The organism is Paenibacillus campinasensis, from assembly GCF_002272015.1.
Lineage (GTDB): Bacteria > Bacillota > Bacilli > Paenibacillales > Paenibacillaceae > Paenibacillus_AQ > Paenibacillus_AQ campinasensis.
This window is the reverse complement of the sequence record NZ_NPBY01000013.1, coordinates 99598-122676: the sequence shown is the minus strand read 5'-3', so window position 1 is coordinate 122676 and position 23079 is coordinate 99598. Positions and strand designations below refer to the sequence as shown.

Annotated in this window: 17 protein-coding genes and 1 pseudogene; 5 read left to right on the top strand and 13 right to left on the bottom strand. The window is 50.4% G+C overall.

The features are described from left to right. Window positions 1-243: 243 nt before the first annotated feature. From CHH67_RS04895 to CHH67_RS04875, 5 genes are all read right to left on the bottom strand, one after another. Entirely contained in the window at window positions 244-1701 is a 1458-nt protein-coding gene (locus tag CHH67_RS04895; protein WP_095263867.1) for an ABC transporter substrate-binding protein, read from the bottom strand. 72 nt (window positions 1702-1773) lie between these two features. Further along, window positions 1774-2670, bottom strand: coding sequence for a carbohydrate ABC transporter permease (locus CHH67_RS04890; protein ID WP_095263866.1), 897 nt, complete (start codon window positions 2668-2670; stop codon window positions 1774-1776). Beyond that, window positions 2671-3588: an ABC transporter permease gene (locus CHH67_RS04885; protein ID WP_095263865.1), complete on the bottom strand. Its 918-nt coding sequence runs from the start codon at window positions 3586-3588 to the stop codon at window positions 2671-2673. A gap of 37 nt (window positions 3589-3625) precedes the next feature. After that, window positions 3626-4885 carry a Gfo/Idh/MocA family protein gene (locus tag CHH67_RS04880; RefSeq protein ID WP_095263864.1) on the bottom strand — a complete coding sequence of 420 codons (1260 nt, stop codon included), beginning with the start codon at window positions 4883-4885 and terminating at the stop codon, window positions 3626-3628. Window position 4886: 1 nt separating this feature from the next. Then, on the bottom strand, window positions 4887-6197 hold the full coding sequence (locus CHH67_RS04875) for an acyltransferase domain-containing protein (protein WP_095263863.1): 1311 nt from the start codon (window positions 6195-6197) through the stop codon (window positions 4887-4889). Window positions 6198-6555: 358 nt separating this feature from the next. Here CHH67_RS04875 and CHH67_RS04870 point away from each other — a divergent pair, with 358 nt between their 5' ends. Both CHH67_RS04870 and CHH67_RS04865 read left to right on the top strand, forming a co-directional pair. Then, entirely contained in the window at window positions 6556-7578 is a 1023-nt protein-coding gene (locus CHH67_RS04870) for a LacI family DNA-binding transcriptional regulator (RefSeq protein WP_095263862.1), read from the top strand. Between the two features lie 143 nt (window positions 7579-7721). Beyond that, entirely contained in the window at window positions 7722-9707 is a 1986-nt protein-coding gene (locus tag CHH67_RS04865) for a DUF4832 domain-containing protein (protein ID WP_095263861.1), read from the top strand. A gap of 139 nt (window positions 9708-9846) precedes the next feature. On the opposite strand, the gene CHH67_RS04860 is transcribed toward CHH67_RS04865, so the two are convergent. The 8 genes and pseudogenes from CHH67_RS04860 to CHH67_RS04830 all read right to left on the bottom strand — a co-directional run bounded on the left by CHH67_RS04860 (window position 9847) and on the right by CHH67_RS04830 (window position 19818). After that, the gene (locus CHH67_RS04860) at window positions 9847-10938 is read right to left on the bottom strand and encodes a serine hydrolase domain-containing protein (protein ID WP_095263860.1); all 1092 of its coding nucleotides are present in this window, start codon (window positions 10936-10938) and stop codon (window positions 9847-9849) included. An 82-nt stretch (window positions 10939-11020) separates the two neighbouring features. Next, a complete protein-coding gene (locus CHH67_RS04855) occupies window positions 11021-11602 on the bottom strand; it encodes a TetR/AcrR family transcriptional regulator (protein WP_095263859.1) in 582 nt (193 codons plus the stop codon). A 263-nt stretch (window positions 11603-11865) separates the two neighbouring features. Continuing rightward, window positions 11866-17142, bottom strand: a complete 5277-nt coding sequence (locus tag CHH67_RS04850; protein WP_095263858.1) for an endo-beta-N-acetylglucosaminidase — start codon at window positions 17140-17142, stop codon at window positions 11866-11868. 367 nt (window positions 17143-17509) lie between these two features. After that, on the bottom strand, window positions 17510-18202 hold the full coding sequence (locus CHH67_RS04845; protein WP_095263857.1) for a 4'-phosphopantetheinyl transferase family protein: 693 nt from the start codon (window positions 18200-18202) through the stop codon (window positions 17510-17512). Next, window positions 18202-18378, bottom strand: coding sequence for a hypothetical protein (locus tag CHH67_RS26465; protein WP_218832003.1), 177 nt, complete (start codon window positions 18376-18378; stop codon window positions 18202-18204). Before CHH67_RS26465 ends, CHH67_RS04845 begins: the two co-directional genes overlap by 1 nt. A gap of 140 nt (window positions 18379-18518) precedes the next feature. Then, window positions 18519-18671 (bottom strand): annotated as a pseudogene (locus CHH67_RS04840) (diaminobutyrate--2-oxoglutarate transaminase); the annotation flags it as partial. Then, on the bottom strand, window positions 18668-19387 hold the full coding sequence (locus CHH67_RS04835) for a thioesterase II family protein (RefSeq protein ID WP_095263856.1): 720 nt from the start codon (window positions 19385-19387) through the stop codon (window positions 18668-18670). The pseudogene CHH67_RS04840 and the gene CHH67_RS04835, both read right to left, overlap by 4 nt. Next, window positions 19384-19818 carry a hypothetical protein gene (locus CHH67_RS04830; protein WP_095263855.1) on the bottom strand — a complete coding sequence of 145 codons (435 nt, stop codon included), beginning with the start codon at window positions 19816-19818 and terminating at the stop codon, window positions 19384-19386. The genes CHH67_RS04835 and CHH67_RS04830 overlap by 4 nt, the downstream gene beginning before the upstream one ends. A 265-nt stretch (window positions 19819-20083) precedes the next feature. Between CHH67_RS04830 and CHH67_RS04825 the strand changes: the two genes are divergently transcribed. The 3 genes from CHH67_RS04825 (at window position 20084) to CHH67_RS04815 (ending at window position 23075) form a co-directional block, all read left to right on the top strand. Then, the gene (locus CHH67_RS04825) at window positions 20084-20782 is read left to right on the top strand and encodes a response regulator transcription factor (protein ID WP_095263854.1); all 699 of its coding nucleotides are present in this window, start codon (window positions 20084-20086) and stop codon (window positions 20780-20782) included. Between the two features lie 20 nt (window positions 20783-20802). After that, the gene (locus CHH67_RS04820; protein ID WP_095263853.1) at window positions 20803-22227 is read left to right on the top strand and encodes a HAMP domain-containing sensor histidine kinase; all 1425 of its coding nucleotides are present in this window, start codon (window positions 20803-20805) and stop codon (window positions 22225-22227) included. Between the two features lie 89 nt (window positions 22228-22316). Continuing rightward, entirely contained in the window at window positions 22317-23075 is a 759-nt protein-coding gene (locus CHH67_RS04815; RefSeq protein WP_095263852.1) for an ABC transporter ATP-binding protein, read from the top strand. Window positions 23076-23079 lie beyond the last annotated feature (4 nt).

Genomic DNA, 23079 nt, shown 5'->3' with positions numbered 1-23079 from the left:
GAACTCAGCTAAAGCCACAGATCCATCGATAAACTGCACATACTGCAGCATCCGTCTTATCAGCACTGCACTTTGGGCACAGCTGGCCGGCTCCTCGGGGAACACGTCGTCTCATTCATGCCCTCTGGCATTCCTGCAGACTATAGTTCCCCCTGCGATTGTCTGGCCCACATCATCGAACACGACATGGTCAGGCCGCAGTATGACTATCTCTTCTCAGGCCGGATACGCGATGCTCGTCCCTTATTTTCCAGCCAGGAACTCGTCCAGCTGACGCTGGATCTCAGCCACGTACTCATCAATTCCCGCCGCCTTAAGCTTCTCAATCGCCACCGGATAGGCCGTTTCATAATCGACAAAGCCGGAGCGGATCGCAGCCAGGTCTTTCCCTGCTACTTCCTTCAGAGCTGTCTCGATCATTTTCACATTCTCGTTGTTGAAACGGAAGCCTAACGAGTCCGAGCGCAGCGCCTGATCATCCCAGCTGTTATATTGATCAATCAATGCTTCCGGCACATCAGGACCAAACAATTGGTAATTCTGATTCCTGAACATCCACTCATAGAAAAATTCAGTAGGCGTCAGCTTGTGAATCCGGCCGTCCACAATCTCGTAATCTTTGCCTTCCACGCCATAGAGCGCGAACAGGTAGTTATCCTGTGACTTGTAAATCCAATTGATCAACTTCATGGCGCCTTCCGGATTCGGGGCGTTAACCGGTATGCCCAGAACTTCCCCGCCTGCGGCCGTTATATAGCGCGGCTTCTCCTCTGCCAGCAGATATGTCTTAATGTCCGCACCCGGCGCGTTAGCTCTGACACCGTCGATAATTTCCATCTCCTTGCCCAAGGATCCTTCTACCCATAAGTAAAGCCCGGTCTGCATTCGAGAATCCCTTTCATTATATTTAATGGTCAGATCCTCGGTATAGATTCCCGCTTCATACATGCTGCGGTTGAACTTGGCTACCTCCTGGAAAGCCTCTGTTTCATAATAGCTGTACGCTTTTTTGCTGTCTTCCCCGAATACCACCAGATCCTCAGCAGCAATCCAGTTGTATTGTTCATCGGCATAATACCGTGTCAACGGTTTAAAGATAATGTCGGCAGGCCCTTTCATCTCAGGAAACTGCGCTTTCGCCCTTGCCGCAAACTCCTTCAGATCTTCCGGCGTCTTTACATCCGTCATCCCCACGGCTTCAAGAATGTCTTGGCGAACGGCGACCAGCTGGTACATCGCAGAGGACGGCGCATAAGCGGATGGGATGCCATATATTTTCCCGTCAATCGTTGCCCCCTGAAGCTGCTCCATCGGAAGCACGTTAAGCATATCCTTACCATGCTCCTCAATTAACGCATCAAGCGCCATCGCTTGCCTCTTGTTTACAATCGTGGACAAGTCCGGCAGGCCGTCCCAATACAGATCAACCGGCTCATTGGCGGCTAACATAATGTCCTTCTGCTCCCAGTATTGAGCCCAAGGCACGAACACAACCTCCACCTTCAGACCAAGGTCGGCGGCCATCTTCTCGGCAAATTCGTTCTGTAGGAACTCATTCATCCGGTCGCTTCGCTCCCCCGGGTACAGAATCGTAACCGTTTCCAGCTCGGCCGCTCCTTCCTTGCTCCCGCTGCATCCCGCCATGATGGAGACGGATACCATCAACAGCGCCAATAATACCAACCATTTCCTTGTTTTCATGAAAGACCCTCCCTCATAAAAATGCTTACTCTTATGTTAAAAGCCGTGATCGGCCAGTAACCAAGTGGACAACTACTCCTTGACCGCGCCGGCCATAATCCCATGCACGAAGTATTTTTGAATGTAAGGGTACAGGAAGATGATCGGTCCGATCGTTATTACCGTAATCGCCATCTTCACGGTTTCCGCAGGCAGCGTGATGTTGCCCGAGGCCCCTGACGGAATGCGCCCGGAGCTGATTGCATTGACATTGGATAGAATATTGTAGAGGTAATATTGCAGCGGATATAAATCTTGGTCCTGAATGAAGATCAGCGCATGCCACCAGTCATTCCAGTATTGCAGCGCATACATCAATCCGACCGTTAGCAGCGCGGTTTTGCTTAATGGAAGGGCAATCGTCATGTAAATCTTGAAATAATTGGCCCCGTCCATCTCGGCCGCTTCATAGAGCGAGGTCGAGATGCTCCCGAAATACGTGCGCATCAGAAACATGCTCCACACATTAAAAATCGAAGGAAGAATCAGAGCAAGAATGCTGTCTTTCAATCCGTAATAGTTAACGCTGACCATGTACCACGGGATCAGTCCGGCCGAGAATATGATGGTGAAATTGCAGATAAACGCGAGCACGTTGCGGTACTTCAGCTTTTTGATCGATAGGGAAAAGGCAATCAGGCTCGTGATCAGCAAAGCGCCTATCGTGCCTACAGCGGTTACGAAGATAGTGACGCCGTAGGATTTCAGTATTTTCATCCCGCTGTTTACAAAAATATATTTATACGTATCCAGGGTCGGGCTAAGAGGGACAATCGAATACCCGTTTCTTGCAATCGCCTGCTCCGAGGAGAAGGATACGCTTAGAGTCAGCACCAGCGGATATAGACAAGCAAGGGCAAATAAGCCGATAAAACCATAAGCAACAACATGGACCAGTTTATCGCCAAGCAACCCGTTCTTTCCCATCATCTAAAATAGACCCTCTCCGTCATTTATTTTCTTGGCCGCCTTGTTAGCTGCCGTGATCAGAATCAATCCCATCAAAGACTGGAACAGCCCGATTGCCGTCGAATAGGAGAAACCGAGCGTGCGCATCGATTGATAGACATAGGTGTCGATAACGGTTACCTCTTCCGCCAGAACCGGATTGTTGCCAACAATACCGTAAACCATCCCGAAGTCGCCGTAGAAGATCCTACCGACGCTAAGCAAACTGAGCACGATGATGGTCGGCTTCAGCATCGGTACGGTCAAATGCAGGATCCGCTGCAGCTTGCTTGCGCCATCGACCTTTGCCGCCTCATATAAACTCCCGTCAAAATTGGACATCGCCGCCAAATAGATAATGGAACTGTATCCGCTCCATTTCCAGACGCTCGACAGAATAATAATCCATTTCCAATACTTCGGCTCCGAGTACCACCGGATCGGCTCAAGCCCGAAGAAGTTCAGGATATTGTTGGCAATCCCCACATCGGTGGAGAAGATGCCGTACAGAATCGCCCCAACGACGACCCACGAGATGAAATACGGAAAGAACATCATGCTCTGGGCCAGCTTTTTATAGGTTTTGTGTCGGATTTCATGGATCAGGACGGCGATGCTGACCGGGACAACGATCCCTAATATGAGTCCAAAAAAGTTAATATACAGCGTGTTATAAGTCACCTTCCAGCCCATGCTGTGCTTTGAGAAAAAGTACTGGAAATTGTCCAGACCGACAAACTTGCTGCCGAAGATCCCGTCAACAACATTAAAATCGGTGAATGCCATCCATACACCGGCAAAAGGAATGTAAGAGAACATCATCAGTACGATCAGAGCCGGCACGCACATCAGATACAGAATTCTATGTTTTTTGATTTCATATATAAATCCCTTGCTCATTCCATCACGACCTTTGCTTTGCATTGTGATTTAACGATTAGGCTGTGGCATTATGCTTTAGTCTCTCCCTGAGCTCGTCCATATCAATGATGGTCCCGGTCATTCTCGCCTCTTCCGCCGCATAAGCCATCATATGGCTTTCGACGGACCTGTCGATCGAGGATCGGCTGTTGAAATCAGGATTCTGTAAATTGTTCAGAAAATCATTCATCAGCCCCGTATCTCCACCGTTATGCCCGCCGCTCATCACGGCCGGCCGAATGACCGTTTGCTTGCCGGCCTCCACCATGTTGGAGTTGAACCGGGTAACCTCGATCACATTCAAGCTGTCATCTCCCCGGATCTCCCCGTGTTCGCACATAATTTTAAGGGTTCGGTACATTTTGTTCGTAAATCCGCTTAAATTGAAGGTGGCCGTGACCCCGTTCTTGAACTCGATCAACGTGACCTGATGATCACACACATCATTGTCGAGCTTATACACGCAGCGTCCGTAAGGCCCGGTCTCTAGCGCCTTAAGCAGCCCTTCTTCCGATTGATCCGCCGCAACCGCGGCTGCCGGCCATTGTCCTCGCACCGGCAGATAAGCCTTCCTGGCATCAAACCTGCAATCTGCGGCGACCTTGCAGTCCAGGCAGCGTTCGGCGCTGCCGGCCGGAGCATTCTCCTCCTTGAAGTAGGCAAGACCGCCGTAGGATGAGATCCGTTTGGCTCCGCTGTCCACCAGCCAGGATAGAATATCCATATCGTGACATGACTTCTGCATGATGATCGGGCTGGCCAGATCGCTTCTTCTCCAATTTCCTCTGACGAAAGAGTGCGCCATATGGAAATTGCCAATATTTTCGTTATGCTGGATGGTGATGACTTTACCGAGTTGCTGACTGTCGATGATTTTCTTGATCTCTGCAAAAAAATTCGTATACCTGAGCACATGGCAGACAATCACCTTGCGGCCTTTTTCATCCGCCTTCTCTTGAATCTTGAGGCATTCTTCAGGGCTTGGCGATATGGGCTTCTCCAGCAAAATGTCATAGCCTAGCTCAAGCGCGGCCATCGTCTGCTTATAGTGATCCCGGTCCATGGATGAAATGATAACCGCATCGCATATTTTGCCTAAGGCATAGAACGCTTCAACAGTGACAAATTGTCTCTCCGGCGGGATATGGAACTCATCCGCTGCCGCCTTCCTTCTGATATCGTCCGGCTCTACAACCGCCACAATATCCGCGCTTTGGTACGCATGTCTTGAGTAGATCATGCCTCGCTGTCCTGCCCCGATTAACGCTAGTTTCAAATCAATGACCTCCTGTATGTAAATGACTGTCCACGGTTTTAAGGAACAACTCGATGTCCGCTTCCGTGATGTACGGCATGGCGCCAATCCGTTCGATGTCTTCCTTGAGCACAATCATGCTTAGTGTGTTGAAGCGGGCCCCGCGAACCATGTACGCTGCGGCTGCTTGTTGCAGCGAGGTTGCATATTCGCCGGGATTTCGGTCCGGATCTGCCGTCCGGTCTCCGAAAAGTTCGTAGCGCAGCATGCCGTCGCCTTCAAATGTGGGATAATTGTACAGCTGGCGTTGAACCAGAACGATGTTGCTATGTTTGCTGTCCAGAAAGAGCGACAGGCGGGTATCATACAGCCAGCTTGCGCTCCAGAACCCTGTGATCGGCAGCTCGGGGAAATACTTGCCATAAAATTCGATGGCCTGGCGCATGGAGTTCCTCAGACGCTCCGGCGTATATCCGGGCCCGGAGGGGATGTGAAGGGCAAGCAGCGTATCGCCTTGCCGTAGCGCCGGCGCCCATTCCTTCTTGAAGATCGTTGTCGTATCTCGTTCAACGAACCCCATCGGGTTGATTCGGTTGGCCATGATAAACTCGGCGTTCTCGTGCCATTCCGTTATGAAGCTGCCCTTCTGGTCAAACACATCATTAATTCCGTTCCTTTGCCCGTCGCTTCGGAACTCTTCTCCCGCATGCCTGAGCGCAATGACTTCTCCTGTTTCCTTATGGCGAAACATCGTAAACGGATCTCCGAATCGGTAGGGAATGAAGTAGAACCGGTCAAACAGAAAGATCGAGCAGGTATAGAAATTCATAACCCATGGAAAATCATGAACCGAAGGGTCACCGTGAAGCGCCATTTTGTCCAACTGCGGTTGTAGAAACGTATGCGGAATCGCTGCATAATGCTCTTCGGGGATGGACCGCTGCCGCAGCCGATTCATGGAAGGAACCACACAGGCGAGGAGCAGCAGAAATGAATACAAAGCTCCATGCCGCTGCATACATCCCGGCTTCATATTCGTATAGTGCGTTTCATCACAGCGCTCGCGGGCAGAACACAAATCCTTCACCAAAAATTTAGTAAAATGCAGCAAAACCGGATCCTGTTCAATCTCCTCGATCCCCTCCACAATCCGTTGCCGGGTCTCCCCGGGAACCTGATAGCGATCAAAGGTTTCAGACAGAAATGCCTGTGAAATGAGATCGACGCCGCTGTCATCAGGTGCATAGCTGTCATACTTCGCCTCCAGCCCTTCAGGCAGGTTATCAAACTTGCAGTGGGACACACATTGATGAAAATTCCACTGGCTTGCCATTGCATTTCTCACCTCGCCCAATGTTTTTGTTACATCACTTGTTTCGTTAAATATTGCGTAAACAATATTTTTGTTTAGTGACTTCATGTTATCCCACTCCCCCTTGTTCTGGCAATAGAAAAATTAAAACAATGTAAAATTAATCGTGACAATCAGTGTCAAAAGCATGTTATAGTTGATTTAGTTTGTAAATACTGGTAAACTATATTACGCAACAATATAACGAAACAAAAACGAAACATCGACGAAACAATAGAGAAAGTGGGATCTATCATTGTTAATGATGAATCATTCCTATACACTCTAAAATGGGTTCATTAGTAGCTGAAGTAGCTGAGAAAAGGAGAATGTGCGATTGATGAGTACGATTCGGGATGTTGCCAAGTTAGCGAATGTATCCACTGCGACTGTATCCAGAGTGTTGAACAATGATACCAAATATAAAATCACGGAAGAAACCAAGGAGAGAGTCTGGCAGGCTGTTACGCAGCTTAACTATAAGATCAGCTCCAAGCCAAAGCGGAAAGCTTCCGCCAAGGAACCGGCCGAGGCCAAATCACAGATCAAAATCGGCTGCGTGTTAAGCGTCACCAAAGACAAATATAACGATCCTTATTTCATGTCGATTCTTTCCGGTGTGGAGGAGCGGCTGCTTAGCAGAGGGTACAGCATCGCTTTTATTCGAACGGGGATCGAACTGAATGATCACCAGATTCTCTCCAGCACGTTCAATGAGCCGATCACCGGTCTGATCCTTATGGAATCCTTGAACCGCGAGACCTATGAGTACATACGCAAGCAGGTTCCATATATCGTGGGGATTGATACTGAACGCGGGGATATCGATAATGTCGGCTATGATCATTACAATGTGGCTTCCGTTGCCGTAAACCACCTCATTGAGAAGGGCCATACCCAGATCGGGTATATAGGGGGGAGTGGATTGACCGGCAATCTGAAGGACAGCCGCCGCTACCGGGGGTATTATGCCAGCATGCATGCAGCCGGATTGTCCGTGAATCCCGATTGGGTGATCGATTGCATGTGGGATGAAGCGGTCTGCACCGAGAACATCAATCGGTTGTGCACATCCGGCAATGTCCCGACTGCTTTTTTTGCCGGAAGTGATTTAATGGCCATGGCCGCTCTGAACGCGCTATACAGCAGCGGCATTTCCGTTCCGAATGACGTGGCGGTTATCGGGCTCTCCAATATCGAAGTATCCAAGTATTCCAATCCGCCGCTATCTACAATTGATGTTCCGACTAAAGAAATTGGCATGGTTGCTGTCGATAATCTGTTAGACCGGATCAACGGAAACCAATTGCTGCCGAAGAAGGTAATATTGCCGACACGCCTGGTCGTGCGCAGTTCCACTTAGCAGGCATAACTCCAGGACAACCGACGGCATATCGCAGCCTGGTAACCCGAAGAAGCACCTGATCCGGTGCTCCTTTTAATGAAAGGAGGTGAACATTCGGATTCATTCTGCTGTACATCATCTTTCTATTGAGGAGGTTTGACATGATCGCACAGAGGAAATCTATGAAAATGTCGCTGTTGGTTGTCATGATACTGGCACTTCTGTTCCCGTTCTTCCCTTCGTCTCTATTGACGTCCACCGCAGCGGCGGCCCCGATCATCGTAGACGGAAACCCGGCGGATTGGGAGGAGGTGCCGGCCATTGCGGTCAACTCCGGAAATGCAAGGGGATTAAAGGCAACGCATGATGACACGAATCTGTATTTACTTGTCGAAGGGAGCAACCTGAGCACCGTGATAGGCAGCTTCTGGCTGAACACGGACAGAGATGCTTCGACCGGATATCAAGCATTCGGATGGGGAGCAACCGGCATCGAATGGCTTCTGGAGAACAACTCCCTGTACCGCTATGCCGGCAATGGAAGCAGCTGGGAGTGGACGCTGGAATTATCCCTCCCCTCTTCCGCTATCGCTCGTACTTCATCCGTGATTGAGGCAGCCATTCCACTGTCTACGCTTGGGCTGACCGCTGGCAGCAGCGTGAGCATAGGGTACCTGGACAACAATTCGGATATTCATCGCTTGCCGGCCCAGAGCCAGCCGCTGCCATCCTATACCCTAAATGAAGGGGGGACAGGAGCTCCAATGATTGAATTCTACCCGACCGAGCTCGACGATCCGCTTAACAATCCGTTTAAGGGCTGGGCACCATCCGCCAAATTCAGGAACTATCCTCAGGATCACCGTCTCGTTTATGCCGGTGTCACCTGGAAACAGCTTGAACCCGTGAAGGGCCAATATGATTTTAATGCCATCGAGACGGCCAATCATTTCGACTATTGGCACAGCCAGGGAGTTAAAGTCGTCCTGCGCTTTATTATGGACAGCCCTTCCGGAGTGCCGCACCAGGATATTCCCGACTGGCTCTATAATGATATGATCCGTCTAGGACAATCACCGGGCACGGCCTATCACGATGAGACCGGAGGAATGGGAGCCGGCAACAATATGGGATTCTCCCCGAACTACAGCTCTGACTATTTGATTGCAAGGCACAAGCTTGCGATTGAGGCGATTGCGGAGCATTATAACCGACCTGACAGCCCGATCGCGTTTGTCCAGATCGGTTCGCTCGGTCATTGGGCGGAATTCCACACATGGCCGTACGTCGGACCGAATGGTGAGCGCAATTATACAGGCGTATTTCCGCCGAACGAAATTTCCAATCAGTACATCCAGCATTACATTGATGCTTTTGCCGACCAGGAGTCACATACGCAGGTGTTGATCAGAAGAAGTGTGGAGCTGGCCAAGAACAACAACAAAGGGTTGATTCTCGGCATGTTCAATGATGTGTTCGGAGATCAGCCGAGCTTCGACTCGGAATGGGGATGGTATACGGGCACCCAGAACGGTTACTGGGATGATATCGGCCAGCGGCAGCCGGATCATGCGAACTTCTGGGACATCCGCATTTCCGCAGGCGAATTTTACGGCGGCGCCTATGGGATGAACGCTGCGCTTACCTCGGGCAGCGGCTTTAGCGAGACCCTTCGCCAGACCGAGCTGAGCAAGCCGAGCTGGCTGGGGCCGAATTCTCCGGCTTCCCTGGCGCTCGGAAATCCGCTGCAGGACAACATCGATCAGCTCAAGAAGCGGATGGGCTACCACTTTGTGCTGAACAAGGCCTCATATCCGCAGCAGAGTAACGGAAGCTCACTGGACGTATCGGTCGTTGTAGAGAATAAGGGCGTACAGCACTTCCCGTTCAACTGGCCTGTCGAAATTCAGCTGCGCAGCGGCAACGCCATTGTGGCCCGCCAGACCGTATCAGCCGATTTAACGACTTGGAGAACCGGACTGCATACGATCACCGGCTCCCTCTCAACCGCTGCGCTGCCAAGCGGCACTTATGATTTGGCCATCGCCATTATTGATCCGACAACGAATCAGCCCGGTGTTGATTTCGCCAATACGAACCGGCTTTCAGATGGCACTTACAAGCTGGGTACATGGACCAAGCCATAATTAACAACAACCAAGAAATATATCGATACTTACGCGTTCAACGAGCGGCATTCGGGCGGGGGAACATCCTCCCCCGCTTCGGCCCGCTGGTATTGCTGGCTCCGAAGCCGTCCCGAAAGCCTCCCGTGAATGGCCTAATTCATTTCGAGATATTCCCCAGCTTGCGCAGCACGTTAAAGAATAGGTAATTCATCGCCTTCGTGCGGTACGTCGTCTGATTGAAGGTACCAGCAAGATAAACGTCCATAGCTGGCACGTACAGCATAAAAGCCCCACTGGCGCCGAGGCCCCCCCACACCGTGTATTTGGATGTGAATGGAAGGAAGCGCAGCTGCATGAGGCCGTAGCCGTACCGAAGCCCCATCTGAAGCGGTCGCCATGTCTGCATCACACGCAGGCTTTCCTTTCTCACCAATTGACCTTTAACGAGCGCTTTCATGAAAATCAGTAAATCCGCTAAGGTGCACACGGTTTGGCCACCGGAATAAAAGCTGCTGAGACTGCGATATTGATCCACCTCGATCTTGATATGGTCCAGGTACAAATGCGCGGTCGGGGCTGCGCTTTGCACTGCAGGGAGAGAGAATTGGGACAGGTAGGAGTGATTCATCTGAAGCGGCCTGAAAATGCGCTCATGCAGCACCTCCTCATAGGAGGACCCGGTGATGGACTCAATGACCATCCCCAGCAGATTGTAGCCCGTGTCGGTATAGTACACTTTTTTGCCGGGTGGAAAATGAGGCCGAAGATGCTCCTTGGACCATTCCACCGTATCCCGGGGCGTCCAGAACCGCTGCGGATCGTCCAGCACCTCCTGTAACATGGAAGGTCGATGCTTCGGCTTTTCCTCGAAAAAATCCGGCAGTCCCGAAGTGTTGCTCAATAAGTGCTTGATCTGAATATCCTGTGAATAGTCTTTGCCTTTGTAAATATGCATGCCTTGAATCAGTTCCGGTGGCAAATACTTCGCAATCGGATCGTCAAACCGGGCTAGCCCGCTCTCGACCAGCTGGGTCAGGATGACCGAAGTGAAGGTTTTGCCTACGCTTGCGGTGTGGAATGGCTGATCGGGCGTGGCTGCCACCCCGTCCGTGCTCCCTGCTGCCATCGGCCAATGAATGTTCAGCCGATCCGAATGGACCAGCAGATAGACATTATGCAGACTGGGATCCGAGTTCACTTTATTGATGAGCTGCTGCTCCACCTCTTGCTTCAATGCTTCATATGCCACTTTCAAATTCCCCCTTATCATTCCCGGCTCCCGTCCCGCTGTAAGCGGCCTGTCTTACGCCGGATTACGCTTATCAGTCTTCTCAGTTGCTTCCCTTGCTTTTGCGCCATCGTGCAGCCAGCACGACATCCTCAGCGGCATCGTCAAGAAGCGCCTTCAAATGATCCAGATCCATCTCGGCCGGCAGCTGCCCATTTACAGCCATGATCGACAGACCCGCCTGGAACACCCTCATTTTGAACAAAATCAGCCGCAGCTCCTCTTCGTCAAACTCTGCAAGGTCCGGATCCTGCTTCATATGGCTGACCAGCGCATCGCCCATATCCTGATCATAATTTTGCATATAATCGTTGGGCTTCATGGCCAAATCCCTGAACAATATCGGATATTCCTTGGCAAACTGGAGGCTTGCCGCCCCGATATCACCGAACGGGCTGCCCGTATCCTGCTCTAGCACCATCTGCTTCCCCAGCTCATGCACTCTCTGCACCACGGCACGCTTCAGCTCCTCCACATCCTCAAAATTGACATAGATCGGCGCAATCGAGCTTCCCATCTGCTCGGCCACCTTTCGGATCGTTATGCTGTCCATCCCTTCCGTTTTGGCAATATGGAATGCCGTTTCTACAATTTGCTCTGCGGTAAATTTTTTCTTTGGCGGCATGACTGACACTCCTGTCACAATCATTATATATCACATGTTATATATCTTATGATATTTTATTTTTGGTATGTTGTAAACCCTGGAATTAGAATTTAAAGAGCTGACTTTGGCGTGAGCATCATGTTCACGTCCAAACGAAGGTCGCCGGTCATTTTATGCAGAAGCTTGTTTCCTATGGCATAAGGACCGCTGCGTTCATTCCTACAGAGATATGTAACAAGGCGCCGGTGAACATGCCTCACCAGCGCCTTGATTCGTATGACTTATTTAGAAGATTCTGCCCGAATATAATTCAATATCATCTGGGCTGTTTCCGCGCGGCTGGCTGGTTCGGCCGGTGCAAAATGATTGCCCCGTCCTTGAACCAATCCGATTGCCGCCGCCTCCCTCACATTGAGCAGTGCCCAAGGCGCAACGCTTGCTTCATCGGCAAAAACACTCGCAGACGGCTCGATCGGCTGATCCCCATGCTCCAGCCTGTATGCCCGCATCAAGATGGTAACGATCTCCTGGCGACTGATGCTTTCATTTGGCTCGAAACGGTCTTCCTTACGGCCATTGATCAAGCCTGCCTTCACCATTCGGGCCAGTTCCTCCTCGTACCATGCACCTTCCGCGACATCGCTGAAGTTCAGAGTCTCGGCATCCTGCAGTCCCAATGCTCTGGCCATAATAGCCACGAACTCTGCCCGCGTAACCGGGCGATGAGGCTGATATTGATCCTCGGATACACCCTTGATTAAGTGCTTGGCTGCCAATATTTGAACGGCTTCGGCAGCCCAGTGATGATTCGGAACATCGGTGAAATTGGCATGGTACTCCATTAAAACAAACATTCCGGTTTGCTTCACCTCAGTCTCCAGCATCTCTCCCACACGTGTTCCGCCCACATAAGTCAAGGAACCGTTGCTGCCTACTTGGTAAATTCCCAGCAAATCAACATGGTTAGAAGCACCGACGGACAGCTTGATCTTCAGAGGCTGTACAAGCTCAGATAAAGCTTGCGTCTGGCCATCATGAGTCACGACGGCAAGATTTACCCCTACAGCATAGCCGTTAACATTCACCATGTTTCGGTTCGTTACAGATTCATTCAGCAACTCCGTCTGAATGCCAATCACAATTTTGCCGCCGGAAGACGCTCCACCCTGTGTCAAATCCCGTAATTGGCTTAGAATTTCCGTTCCTAATTCAATGGTCAACCGATCCGTTGCCACTTCCAGACGGCTTGATCCGAGAAGTTCGCTAGCATGAAGCGGCAGCTCAATCGTTGTTACGTCGGGACCGATAGCGATCGTCTTCACGCCGTCCGTCTCCGGTTTGCCAAGCTCTTCAGGAGAGATGACCGCTACCGTTGAGCCTGTATCCGGCCTCGGAGCCGGTGCTGGTGTATTTCCTGGCGTCCCGTTCCCTGAACCAGATCCCGGAGAAGTTACCGGCGGGGTCACCGGAACATAAACAACCAGAATAACCCTCTTGGCCTGGAGCAGATTAGCATAGGCTTGGGCGAGTTCGTTAGCCACATGGCCAGCGGTCAGCGACTTGGCGGTGCTGTAAGCAGAACTTGACCTTAATGCAGCGATCGACTCGGCCGTATATGGATCATTGGCTCTCAGCACATCAATTTCGGACAACAGATTTTGCAATTGCATCCATTCCGTTGAAACCGACGCTTCTACCGTCAATTGAACCGGATCACTCATTTTCGAAGCGCTATATTCCTGACCGTCTACAAGCTTTAAATTAGTCACTTCCACTGTATAGATTCCTGCATCAGCTTCAGTGACGCTCTCCATGCGATATACGGCATCAGTAGCTCCCGGAATGGAAGCATTGTCCTTGCGCCATTGATAACGGAGCGTATCCGAACCGGTCGCTTGAACGGTAATGCTGACTTCATCACCGGTTTTTGCCGAATTATTGGATATCGTCACATCTTGAATTTGTGGTTCTGGCACGGAGACAATCGGGTTAACCTGCAGCGTCAGTTGCTGGCTTACCGCTGTAACAGGATGGGTGCCTCCTGGTTCCTTTCCGGTTAGCACTACCCGGTACTCGGTCCCGTTATCCTCAGCATTTGCCGTGAATGTGTAGACAGGAATGCCGTGTGCTATCGGTGACCACTCATCTTCGCCCGGTGCCTTGGCTTCCCATGCCAGCGAATCCACATCTCCCTCTGGAACAACGAACAGCGTAACCGTATCTCCGGTTGTCACGGTCTGGATTGTATCCAGATCTGTTTCAAAGCCGGGAGCGATCAGATCAGCATCAGCCGATACAACCGACACGATGGTTTCGGCTTCCGCTGCTAAACCATCCTCGTTCGTGACGACAACTTTGTACTTGGAGCCCTCCATATCCATCGTGATTGCAGGAAGCGCATAAGTCGCTTCGGTCACCGATATCGGAGTATATCCGCTTCCGTGATCTTCATGCCATTCATAGGATAGCGTTCCTTGGCCGACCGCAACCGCAAACAGCGAACCGCTGCCTCCCTCTCGGAATGCTCCTGATTTGCTCATTCGAACCTCAGGTGCCGCGAGCTTCCATTTCGCTGTTAACGTAACATCTTCCTTGACCGTGTCTGAAGCAAAATCCCACTTTACTCCATTGGCAGTATACCAACCGTCAAACACATAACCGGCTCTGCTGACCGCCGCTGGTTCGGCAATTGGGGCATGAAAAGCAGCTTCCATATGCGGAACAGCAGGCACCCCGCCGTTGGTATCAAACGTTACGATATAACGCGCTTTGCCTTTCAGATATACCGGTTCCGATCTGTTGCCTGCATAGTCCTCCATGACCACATATACGTTCTGGGCAGTCGAAGTGAATTTCAAGCTGGCCTTGGTCGTTCTCCCGCGAATGATGCGGTCTTTATTGCCCACATTATAAGTTGTCGGGAATTCTCTAAGCTTCCCATCCTCGTAGACATACATATACCGCCAATCCCTTGTGTTCGGCATCGGCAAATTCAGCGTATTGCCATCCCAGGACCAGTCCTCGGCATATGGCTCAGCCACCTTGTCAATGAAATTGCCGCTGACCGATACAGGCGTTATATTCGCGGCGGATAACGTCACGATATAGTCGTCACCGTTTATCGGCATGCCTTGGAACATAACAGAGGTCTCCCCTGCTGGTACCGTTATGCGCTCAGATACTGGGGCAGGTGTCGTAATCCAGTTCCGGGACTTCACGCTGACCGTCATATTTGCTGCTGTATTCTGCGGGTTCGTCCAGCTTACCAGGAAGTCGCCGTTCTCGCGGGAATCGACGATGATATCCGATGGAGATTCGGTTAAATCGAAGCGAACTGTCGCAGCCTCACCTTCCCGTCCGTCCGCGCCGACGGCGGCAACCTTAACGACGCCTGAACGTGCTGGCAAGTTTTTGATATAAAAGATGTCATCATACTTCCCGCCCACATATACATCATTCACATAGATGTTGTACTGCTTGACCTTCGAATAGTCTGGATCCATGTTCCATGTGATGACCATTTCCCCGGTATCCGTATAGGCTTCAGCGATCGTCAGTCCCGTCGGCGCTGCCTGCTGGGCGATTGAACCGTCGTAAATCCGCAGCTGACCGATGTTCATCTGATAATCGGCTACGCTTCCCGCACCCGGATCAAACACAAGCCCGAGGGTGGCAATCGATACTCCAGCATAGGGACTTAAATCAAGTTCAGTGGTAACCCATCCATTGGTTTTCCTACCGCTGTCCGGAACAGGAATGTGAATCACCGTGCTCGGATCGTCCTTCATGATCAAACCGATGCTCATCGTGGAACCATCATCACCCGCGGTTTTGTTATATGTAACCGACAGCTTGGAATCCGCTCCCACGCTTAAATCCGTCTTATACAGTCTCAAGAGATTTTCAGCATCTAATTGGCCGCTTACGACCAGAGAGCTTCCGCCTTCATAAGCCCCGATTTGCTCATAGTCGAACCGGGATGTATCCGCAATGTTATATTCCGGCCCATAATCAAAGTCGACCTGCAGCTTGTCTCCAGCCGTCTCCTGCCACCACTGCCAAGTGACTGGAATGTCCTGGAGACTCATGTTGGACCATTCCTCCGTATTCGAGACCGCACCGCTAACATAATAGGACAGACCATGTCCTGTATTAAAATTTGTGTAAAAATGCGTATCGCCAATGACTGAGCGTTCAGCAATCACAGATGCCATCCCCGGCCAATAGCGGTTATCCGCATGCACGTCGGAGGCTGTATTGCTGGTTGATACCGCCGTGTGGGTCGGATCGATATTCGGTCCGGACCACCATAATTGCTCACGAACCTTCGTCATCCATTGGTAATCATTCTCCGCCCGGCGATTTACGGGCCAAGGCTGCCCCATATCCTCGTCGAGCCCCGCATGTACAAAATCAGCTCCCAGCGTCGAGATACTCAGTCTTGGCAGACCATTGCTATCCAGCTTGTTTCTCAAAGCCGAGCCTTGAACGCTCTTGAACCGGTCCCTTCCGGCTTCAAGTCCGGCGTAGCCCACATCAGAAATGTTGAAGCGCTCTCCGTACGTTTGATTAAGCGTGCTGAGATAATTCTCGGCTGCATTGATTTGGTTATTTCCCATTCCGTAATCAAAGAAAAAGGACTGCGAAACCTGCTCCCCCGTATCTTTGTCATACAAAAATGAAATGTTGTTATCATTAAATGTTCGCGCAAACATGTTTTGACCCGTGGAGGTATTCAGCGAATCATACCACTGTACATATAGCCCTCCCTTTTGCAGCGCTTTCATAAATCCAATGTAATCCGGGATATCCTCAATCGCTACGTTCGGATTTTGCTCCTCCTGGTTAACAAAATACCCGTCATAGCCAAAATAATGTGCCATCTCAATTAACTTCTCTGCTACCGGGTAATTACCGGACTCATCCTTAACGATCATTTGTTTATAGGTCTGCTGACCGCGATCATTATTGGAGAAGAAGATGCCTGCGAGAGAAAGAACGCCGTTCTTGTGCGCTGCATCGGTATAGGTGGGGTTCGGAATGTTCAGCATGCCGAATTCAAACCATTTTTGCTGCCAATCCCGCTGTGCCAGGTCGTCATAGTACTCCGGAGGCGTATACGCGGTTGCAGTTCCATGCCAGTAAGAGTAAAAATCGATATATTGCCAGAAATTAAAATGATATTGCGCAAATTTATTCGTATATGGCGCGTTCTCTATGAATGCGTTACCATAATCGCCCGCAACATTCATCATCTTTACATCAGGACTCAGGTTTGGATTGGCCTGCGTAGCCGCAAAAGGATCGATCCGCTTCTGCAGCGGTACTCGTGATCTGAGCAGCTCCGCATCGGGATCGGTTTCCGGGCTCCAGTTCATAACATGGCTGCTGGTGTACCCGTGCACGCTAGGCTGGTTGATTCCATGGGCGCTTGCCCCCTGAAAAGGCCACGTATCGCCCGCTTCCGCAATCAGCGGAAAAGTCGATAGCAACATCGCGGTTGCCAGTACGACTGACGTGATTTTTTGAAATCCTTTTTTCTTCCCTCGATCATTCATTAACTGTTCCCTCCTGCAATCATGATCATCTGCCGTCTCTCATCAACGACAGGCTTCTTTCCACTCCCTTCCATATTGGTTTATAACCCAATTTATATGATGAAAGCCTTTTCAAGTAGAGGTCAAATTAAAGATATACTAGACAAATTAAAGAGCTTTCCCGTTGAAGTTCACAAATTTATACCTTGTGAATGCCACATATATTCATAGGAATACATAATTATGATTTTCTTATAAATTATGGTTAATATTGATGGAGACAGTTCAGCTATGTTGTTTATATGCCCACAAAAAATCTGCCTCAAGAATCGGATACCCAATTCCGAGGCAGATAATTTCACTTGCTTATATACGGTCATTCTTTCGTCTACAGACGAAGAAATCCTTCGAGCAGCTCTTGTTCGTTCACAGCAACCGGATCTATCGCTGCTTCTTCCATCGCACATACCGCCATCACATAATTAGGCGGCAGGCGGGTGGCCGTCAAATGGTATGGCTCTGGGGCAGGAGTCTCCAGAGTGAAACGGTCATCACCGTTCTCATGCCGAAATGAGAAGGAGTCCAGCGGGATGGACAAGCCTTGCCCCACCGCTTTAATATAGCTTTCTTTCAACGTCCACAACTGATAAAACTGCTCCAGCCGCTGGGCCTCATCCGCCTCCATCAGCCGGTTGTACTCGGCGGTCGTAAAGAAATTTTTGGCGATATCCAGTTCGATCGGTTTGATCTGCTCAATATCAATGCCAACCGGCTGTTGATCAACCGCACACACCACCCACTCGCCCGAATGAGAGAGATTATAATGAAAATGGGGGCTGGATACGAGATAAGGCTTGTTATAAGAGTTCTCACCAAAAACAATATCTTCATTCCGCACCCCCAGCTGATCCATTGCCAGCCTCCTAACCAGCAGCTCTGCCGTAATGGAACGCCTTGCATCCATATAATTTCTGAATTTCTCAACCCGGCTTTGCCTTTCTGCTGACAAATGACGAACCACCTGATCGGTGAGAGACCGGCCAATGCGCGGGTCCAACTGAACCATGTACACCTCTGGCATTATAAGTCCTCCTGAAACATTCCTTCCAAAAAGCGGTCCAAATGCGCCCTCAACGCTTCTTCCTCCCCTTTCGGACAGAACGAGCTGAATTGCAGCCGGTTACCAGACACATACACGTTCGTGGACTTGCCCTCATATGCAGCCCCTTTCCCCTCCTGATTCCCGGACACGTTCATTGGCGGTAAATCAGCACTCTGATCTTGACCATACAGGGCCCTCCGTGTACTTATCCTCCTCATGGTAGGAGCCAAATAATTCGCAGGTCCGGCTGATGATGTAATCCTTCTCGGCCCTATCCCCGGCCCGGTCTTGCCGCGCCGTAATTCAGAGCCCCTGCCCCTGCAAAAAAGTCTAGGTAAGCGCGCCCGGATTCGCCGAAAATGACATCGTTCTTTGCTCCGGTAAACACATCGTTAAACCAGCGGCAATACGAACGGACATTGGATTCATGCATTTCAAACGTTATCAACGTCTACCACCCTCTCGTGATTCGATTACGGTTGCTTCCTGGCAAAGCAATTGATTGATCACTTGTACGATGTCGGCTGTTCGCTCATTCACAAAAAAATGCGTTCCGCGGAATGAATAGTAGCCGCACGGCCTCCGGGAATACCGATTCCACTCGAGCTTGTGTTCGCGGCGAATGTCGGTCTCGCTGTTAAACAGGCTGACATCGCAGCTGAAGACAGGCAATTCTCCTTTCCAGCTGTACAGCTCTACAGCACGAAGGTCGTTTCGAAGAAGCCGGAACAAGGTCGCAGCAAAATCATCCTCGTTCACCAGCAGTGACGGGATGCCGCCCATTTCGAGCATTTTCGTTCTGAAGCTGGCTTCGTCCAGCAAGTGATGGTTCTTGTTCTCATACAAATGCGGCGGCTTCATGCCGGACAGAATTAGATGCTGCGGCAACGGCAGCCCCCTCGCTTCAAGCGCCCGGTATACCTCCAGCACCACGTAGGCGCCCATGCTGTGACCGAACAAAGTATAGGGCTCCTGATCCGCTTCGATGTGGCGAAGGCAATGTACCGCCATCTCCTCGATGGTCGAGCACAGCCTGTCTCTTGAGGCATCGCTTCGCCCGGGGAGCTCGATAGGATGAAGCTTGATTCCCTGGGCAAGCAGCGGCTTCCATTTCAGGTAAGTAAACGAGTAGCCGCCAGCATACGGCACGGTGTACAGCCTCATGCGCTTACCTCTGCAAGCTGTGACAGGGATGAGGCCAAGCGATTGCGGTCTGCGGCCGTTTCGTAGTTATAGATTTCGATCGACTTGCTATGCTGTCTCAGAAGCCGGGATAGAATTTGCCCGCTTCCAAGCTCGATAAACGTATGAATGTGTTGTCTCTGAATATAGTCGATGGTGTGATGCCATTTAACGGAGTGTTGTAATTGCAGCAGCAGGTTGTCGATGATGGAAAATGCAGTGTAAGGCCTGATCGAAATATCCTGCAGGCTCCCGTGATGACCTTCCAAGCAAATTCTCGCGATATCAAGCCCGACGGCATCCGAAGCTTCTTCGAAAGTGTGCCTGACCCGTTCGCTTTCCCTATACAGATCTGTCAGCATACCAATTCTCTGAGATGACTGTCCCGGAAAAACAAAAGCTGTTTTCTTCAAGCTCGCTCACCTCTCCACAGAATCACTAGTGCTATTCAACTACAAAACTATGAAACCTAAGACTTTTCAACCATGTTGTTTATACTATTCCATAATATACCATTCGTCAACATACGTATCATTCTCACATTTTATGATTTTATAATCAATCGTTTTGTGTAAAAAGAACGTAAAAATGTTTTATGCTTGAAGTATTTTTATCCCTTTGCCATAATTTAGATATCGTATTTCTCGATAAAAAAACTTACAGCATGGGAGAATGGTAATGTCTCGACCAAAAAAGATTCTCATCATCGAAGACGAAAAGGATATCTCTCGAATTCTGGCAGATTACCTGATAAAAAATAACTACGAGGCTGCTGTTGCCGGAAACGGTCAGGATGGGCTTACCATCCTAGACATGCTGGAACCGGACTATATCATCCTGGATATTATGCTCCCGGACATGGACGGCGTCGATCTGTGCCGCAAGATCCGGGAGAAGAACAATGTGCCGATCATGATCCTAAGCGCCAGAGGAAGCGACACGGATAAAGTGCTCGGTTTCGGCTTCGGGGCGGATGACTATATGACCAAGCCCTTTTCCATCACGGAGCTGCTGGCGCGCATCAATGCTTATTTCCGCAGATATGAAAGCGTCAGTACCGTCCATCAGGACCCGGATATTTTGCGTTTCGGGCATCTTGAAATCAACAAAAAAGCGTATATCGCCGCCGTAAACGGAGCTGAAGTGTCGCTGTCTGCCAAGGAATTTGAGCTGCTCTATCACTTAGCCTCCCACAAGAACCAGGTCTTCTCCAAATCCCAACTGCTGGATGCGGTATGGGGATATGACAACTACGGGGATGAGAATACCGTGACCGTGTATATCCGTCGGCTGCGGGAGAAGCTTGAAGCTGACCCGTCCAATCCCGTCTACCTCAAAACCGTATGGGGCGTAGGCTATAAATTCAGTGCAGACTAACCAACAGGAGGCAAGGCGACATGACATTAAAGGGCTGGACGAATAAAACGCTGACCATCGCATGGCTGCTGCTTGCAGCTCTGCTCGGTGGCAGCTTCTATCTGCTTTCCTATGCTCTATCAGACAGCAGGGACGCGGCTCCCCAAAGCGTCATTCATCAAGTGCGCCTGGCCGTCAATCCACTGATGCTCTATTTGGAGCAGCATCATGAACATATCGGGACGCTTGAAGTGCAGACCGAATTAAACCGTCTGGCGACCCAGCGTGAGATCGGGCTGGCTTATGTCGAATTGGACGGGTCTGTATCGTTCAGCTCAAACGCTCTTCCGCCCCTCCCGCAAGATAACATCAACCGTTTTCTGCGCTATGATATGTACTCCGGCCTGCACAACAACGGGCTGTTCCAGATCGCATTTCCTGTCATTGACGAAAGCTCCCTGCGTCAGGTGGGAAATGCCGTGTACTTCCTTCCGGAAGCCCAGGTGTTTCCCGCGCAGTCCGACTATCGGCCCATTGTTGCTTTTGCCGCTATCATGCTCGTGACCCTCTGCCTCTTCTTGCTGCTCATCGTGATGAAACGGACCATTCACACCCACTTCATATCGCCAATTCTTGAGCTCAGGCTTCACGTCGAAGCCATCTTGAAGGGCAATTATGAACAACAGCCCAGCTATGCCAGCTTGAATGAAATGGGCGCATTGTATTCGATGTTTGACCAGATGCGAACTGAAATCATGTATTTAAGCATGCAAAGAATCCAGCAGGAAAAAGCACAGAAGGAACTCATCACCAACATTTCACATGAAATCAAAACACCAATTACCACGATCAAGGCCTACATTGACTCCATCCTGGAAGGCGTCTGTTCCGATACGGAAACGATGCTGGAGTATGTCGAAATTATGCGGACGCATACGGATAAAATGGCCAGGCTCGTCGAGGATCTCCTTCTTCAGACCCTGCAGGATCTGGGTCAAATTACCGTCGAACCCCGCGAGCAATACAGCCGGGAGGTTCTCCATAAGATTCTGAAGCCGATTGGCCACTATGTCCGCACGAACGAGCTGACCTACATCGGGCCTCAGGAAATCCCCAATGTATTGATCTATATTGATGCCATTCGGATTGAACAGGTCATATCCAACCTGGTGTCCAACGCGCTGAAACATACCCCGCCGAGCGGCTCGATCCGAATTGATGTTCAGCTTGAAGCCGGCATGCTGAAAGTGATCATCGCCGATACAGGCAGCGGAATTCGTCCGCAGGATATGCCTTTTGTTTTTGAGCGATATTTCCGGGGGAACCCGGGTTCTGCCCCGCAGCGCGGCACCGGCCTAGGACTGTCGATATGCAAAACCATTATCGAGGCACATGGCGGAACGATTTCTTTCACAAGCAAACACGGCGAAGGAACTACCTTCTATTTCACCCTGCCCCTATGTTAATTCCGCCTGTAATACTTTATTAATAACTTAATAAGTCTTCTGCAACATTCTGAAGGTAAAGTGGAGGAAAATAAAATAGGGGTGAGGGTATGGCCAAGACAGCGATTATAACGGCTAAAAATCTCAGTAAAACTTACAACAGCGGCAGCGAACAATATCACGCCATCCGTAATTTGGATCTGGAAATATATGAAGGGGATTTTACTGTCATTATGGGAAATTCCGGCTCCGGGAAGTCCACCCTGCTGTACATGCTCAGCGGGCTGGATAACGTAACGGCCGGCGAGGTTTATTTCCAGAATCAGCGCATCGACAATTTCACCGAGCAGGAGCTGTCTGAATTTCGCTCGAGAAGAATCGGCTACATCTATCAGAGCATCAATCTCGTTCCGGACCTGTCCATTCTGGATAACATTACTTTGCCTGGTTATATCGCCGGACAGAAGAAATCGAATATTAAGAAAAAAGCTGAAAGCCTCATGAAAGCGATGGGAATCGCAGGGCAAGGCAGCCGTCTGCCTGCTCAAACCTCCGGCGGGCAGCAGCAGCGTGCCGCCATTGCGAGAGCCTTGATTAACTCCCCGGATATCGTGTTTGCGGACGAACCGACGGGAAGCCTGAATTTTGAACACGGCCATGCGGTTCTTGACATCCTGACCGACATCAATCGTAACGGTCAATCCGTCGTTATGGTCACTCACGACATGAAAGCCGCTTGCCGGGCAGACCGGCTCATTTATATCCGCGACGGCAAAATTGGCGGCGTCCTGGAGTTTGATAAATACGATGCCCATGATACGCATGATCGGGAAGCGATGATTTTTGCGTTTGTAACAGGGAAGGAGTGATCGC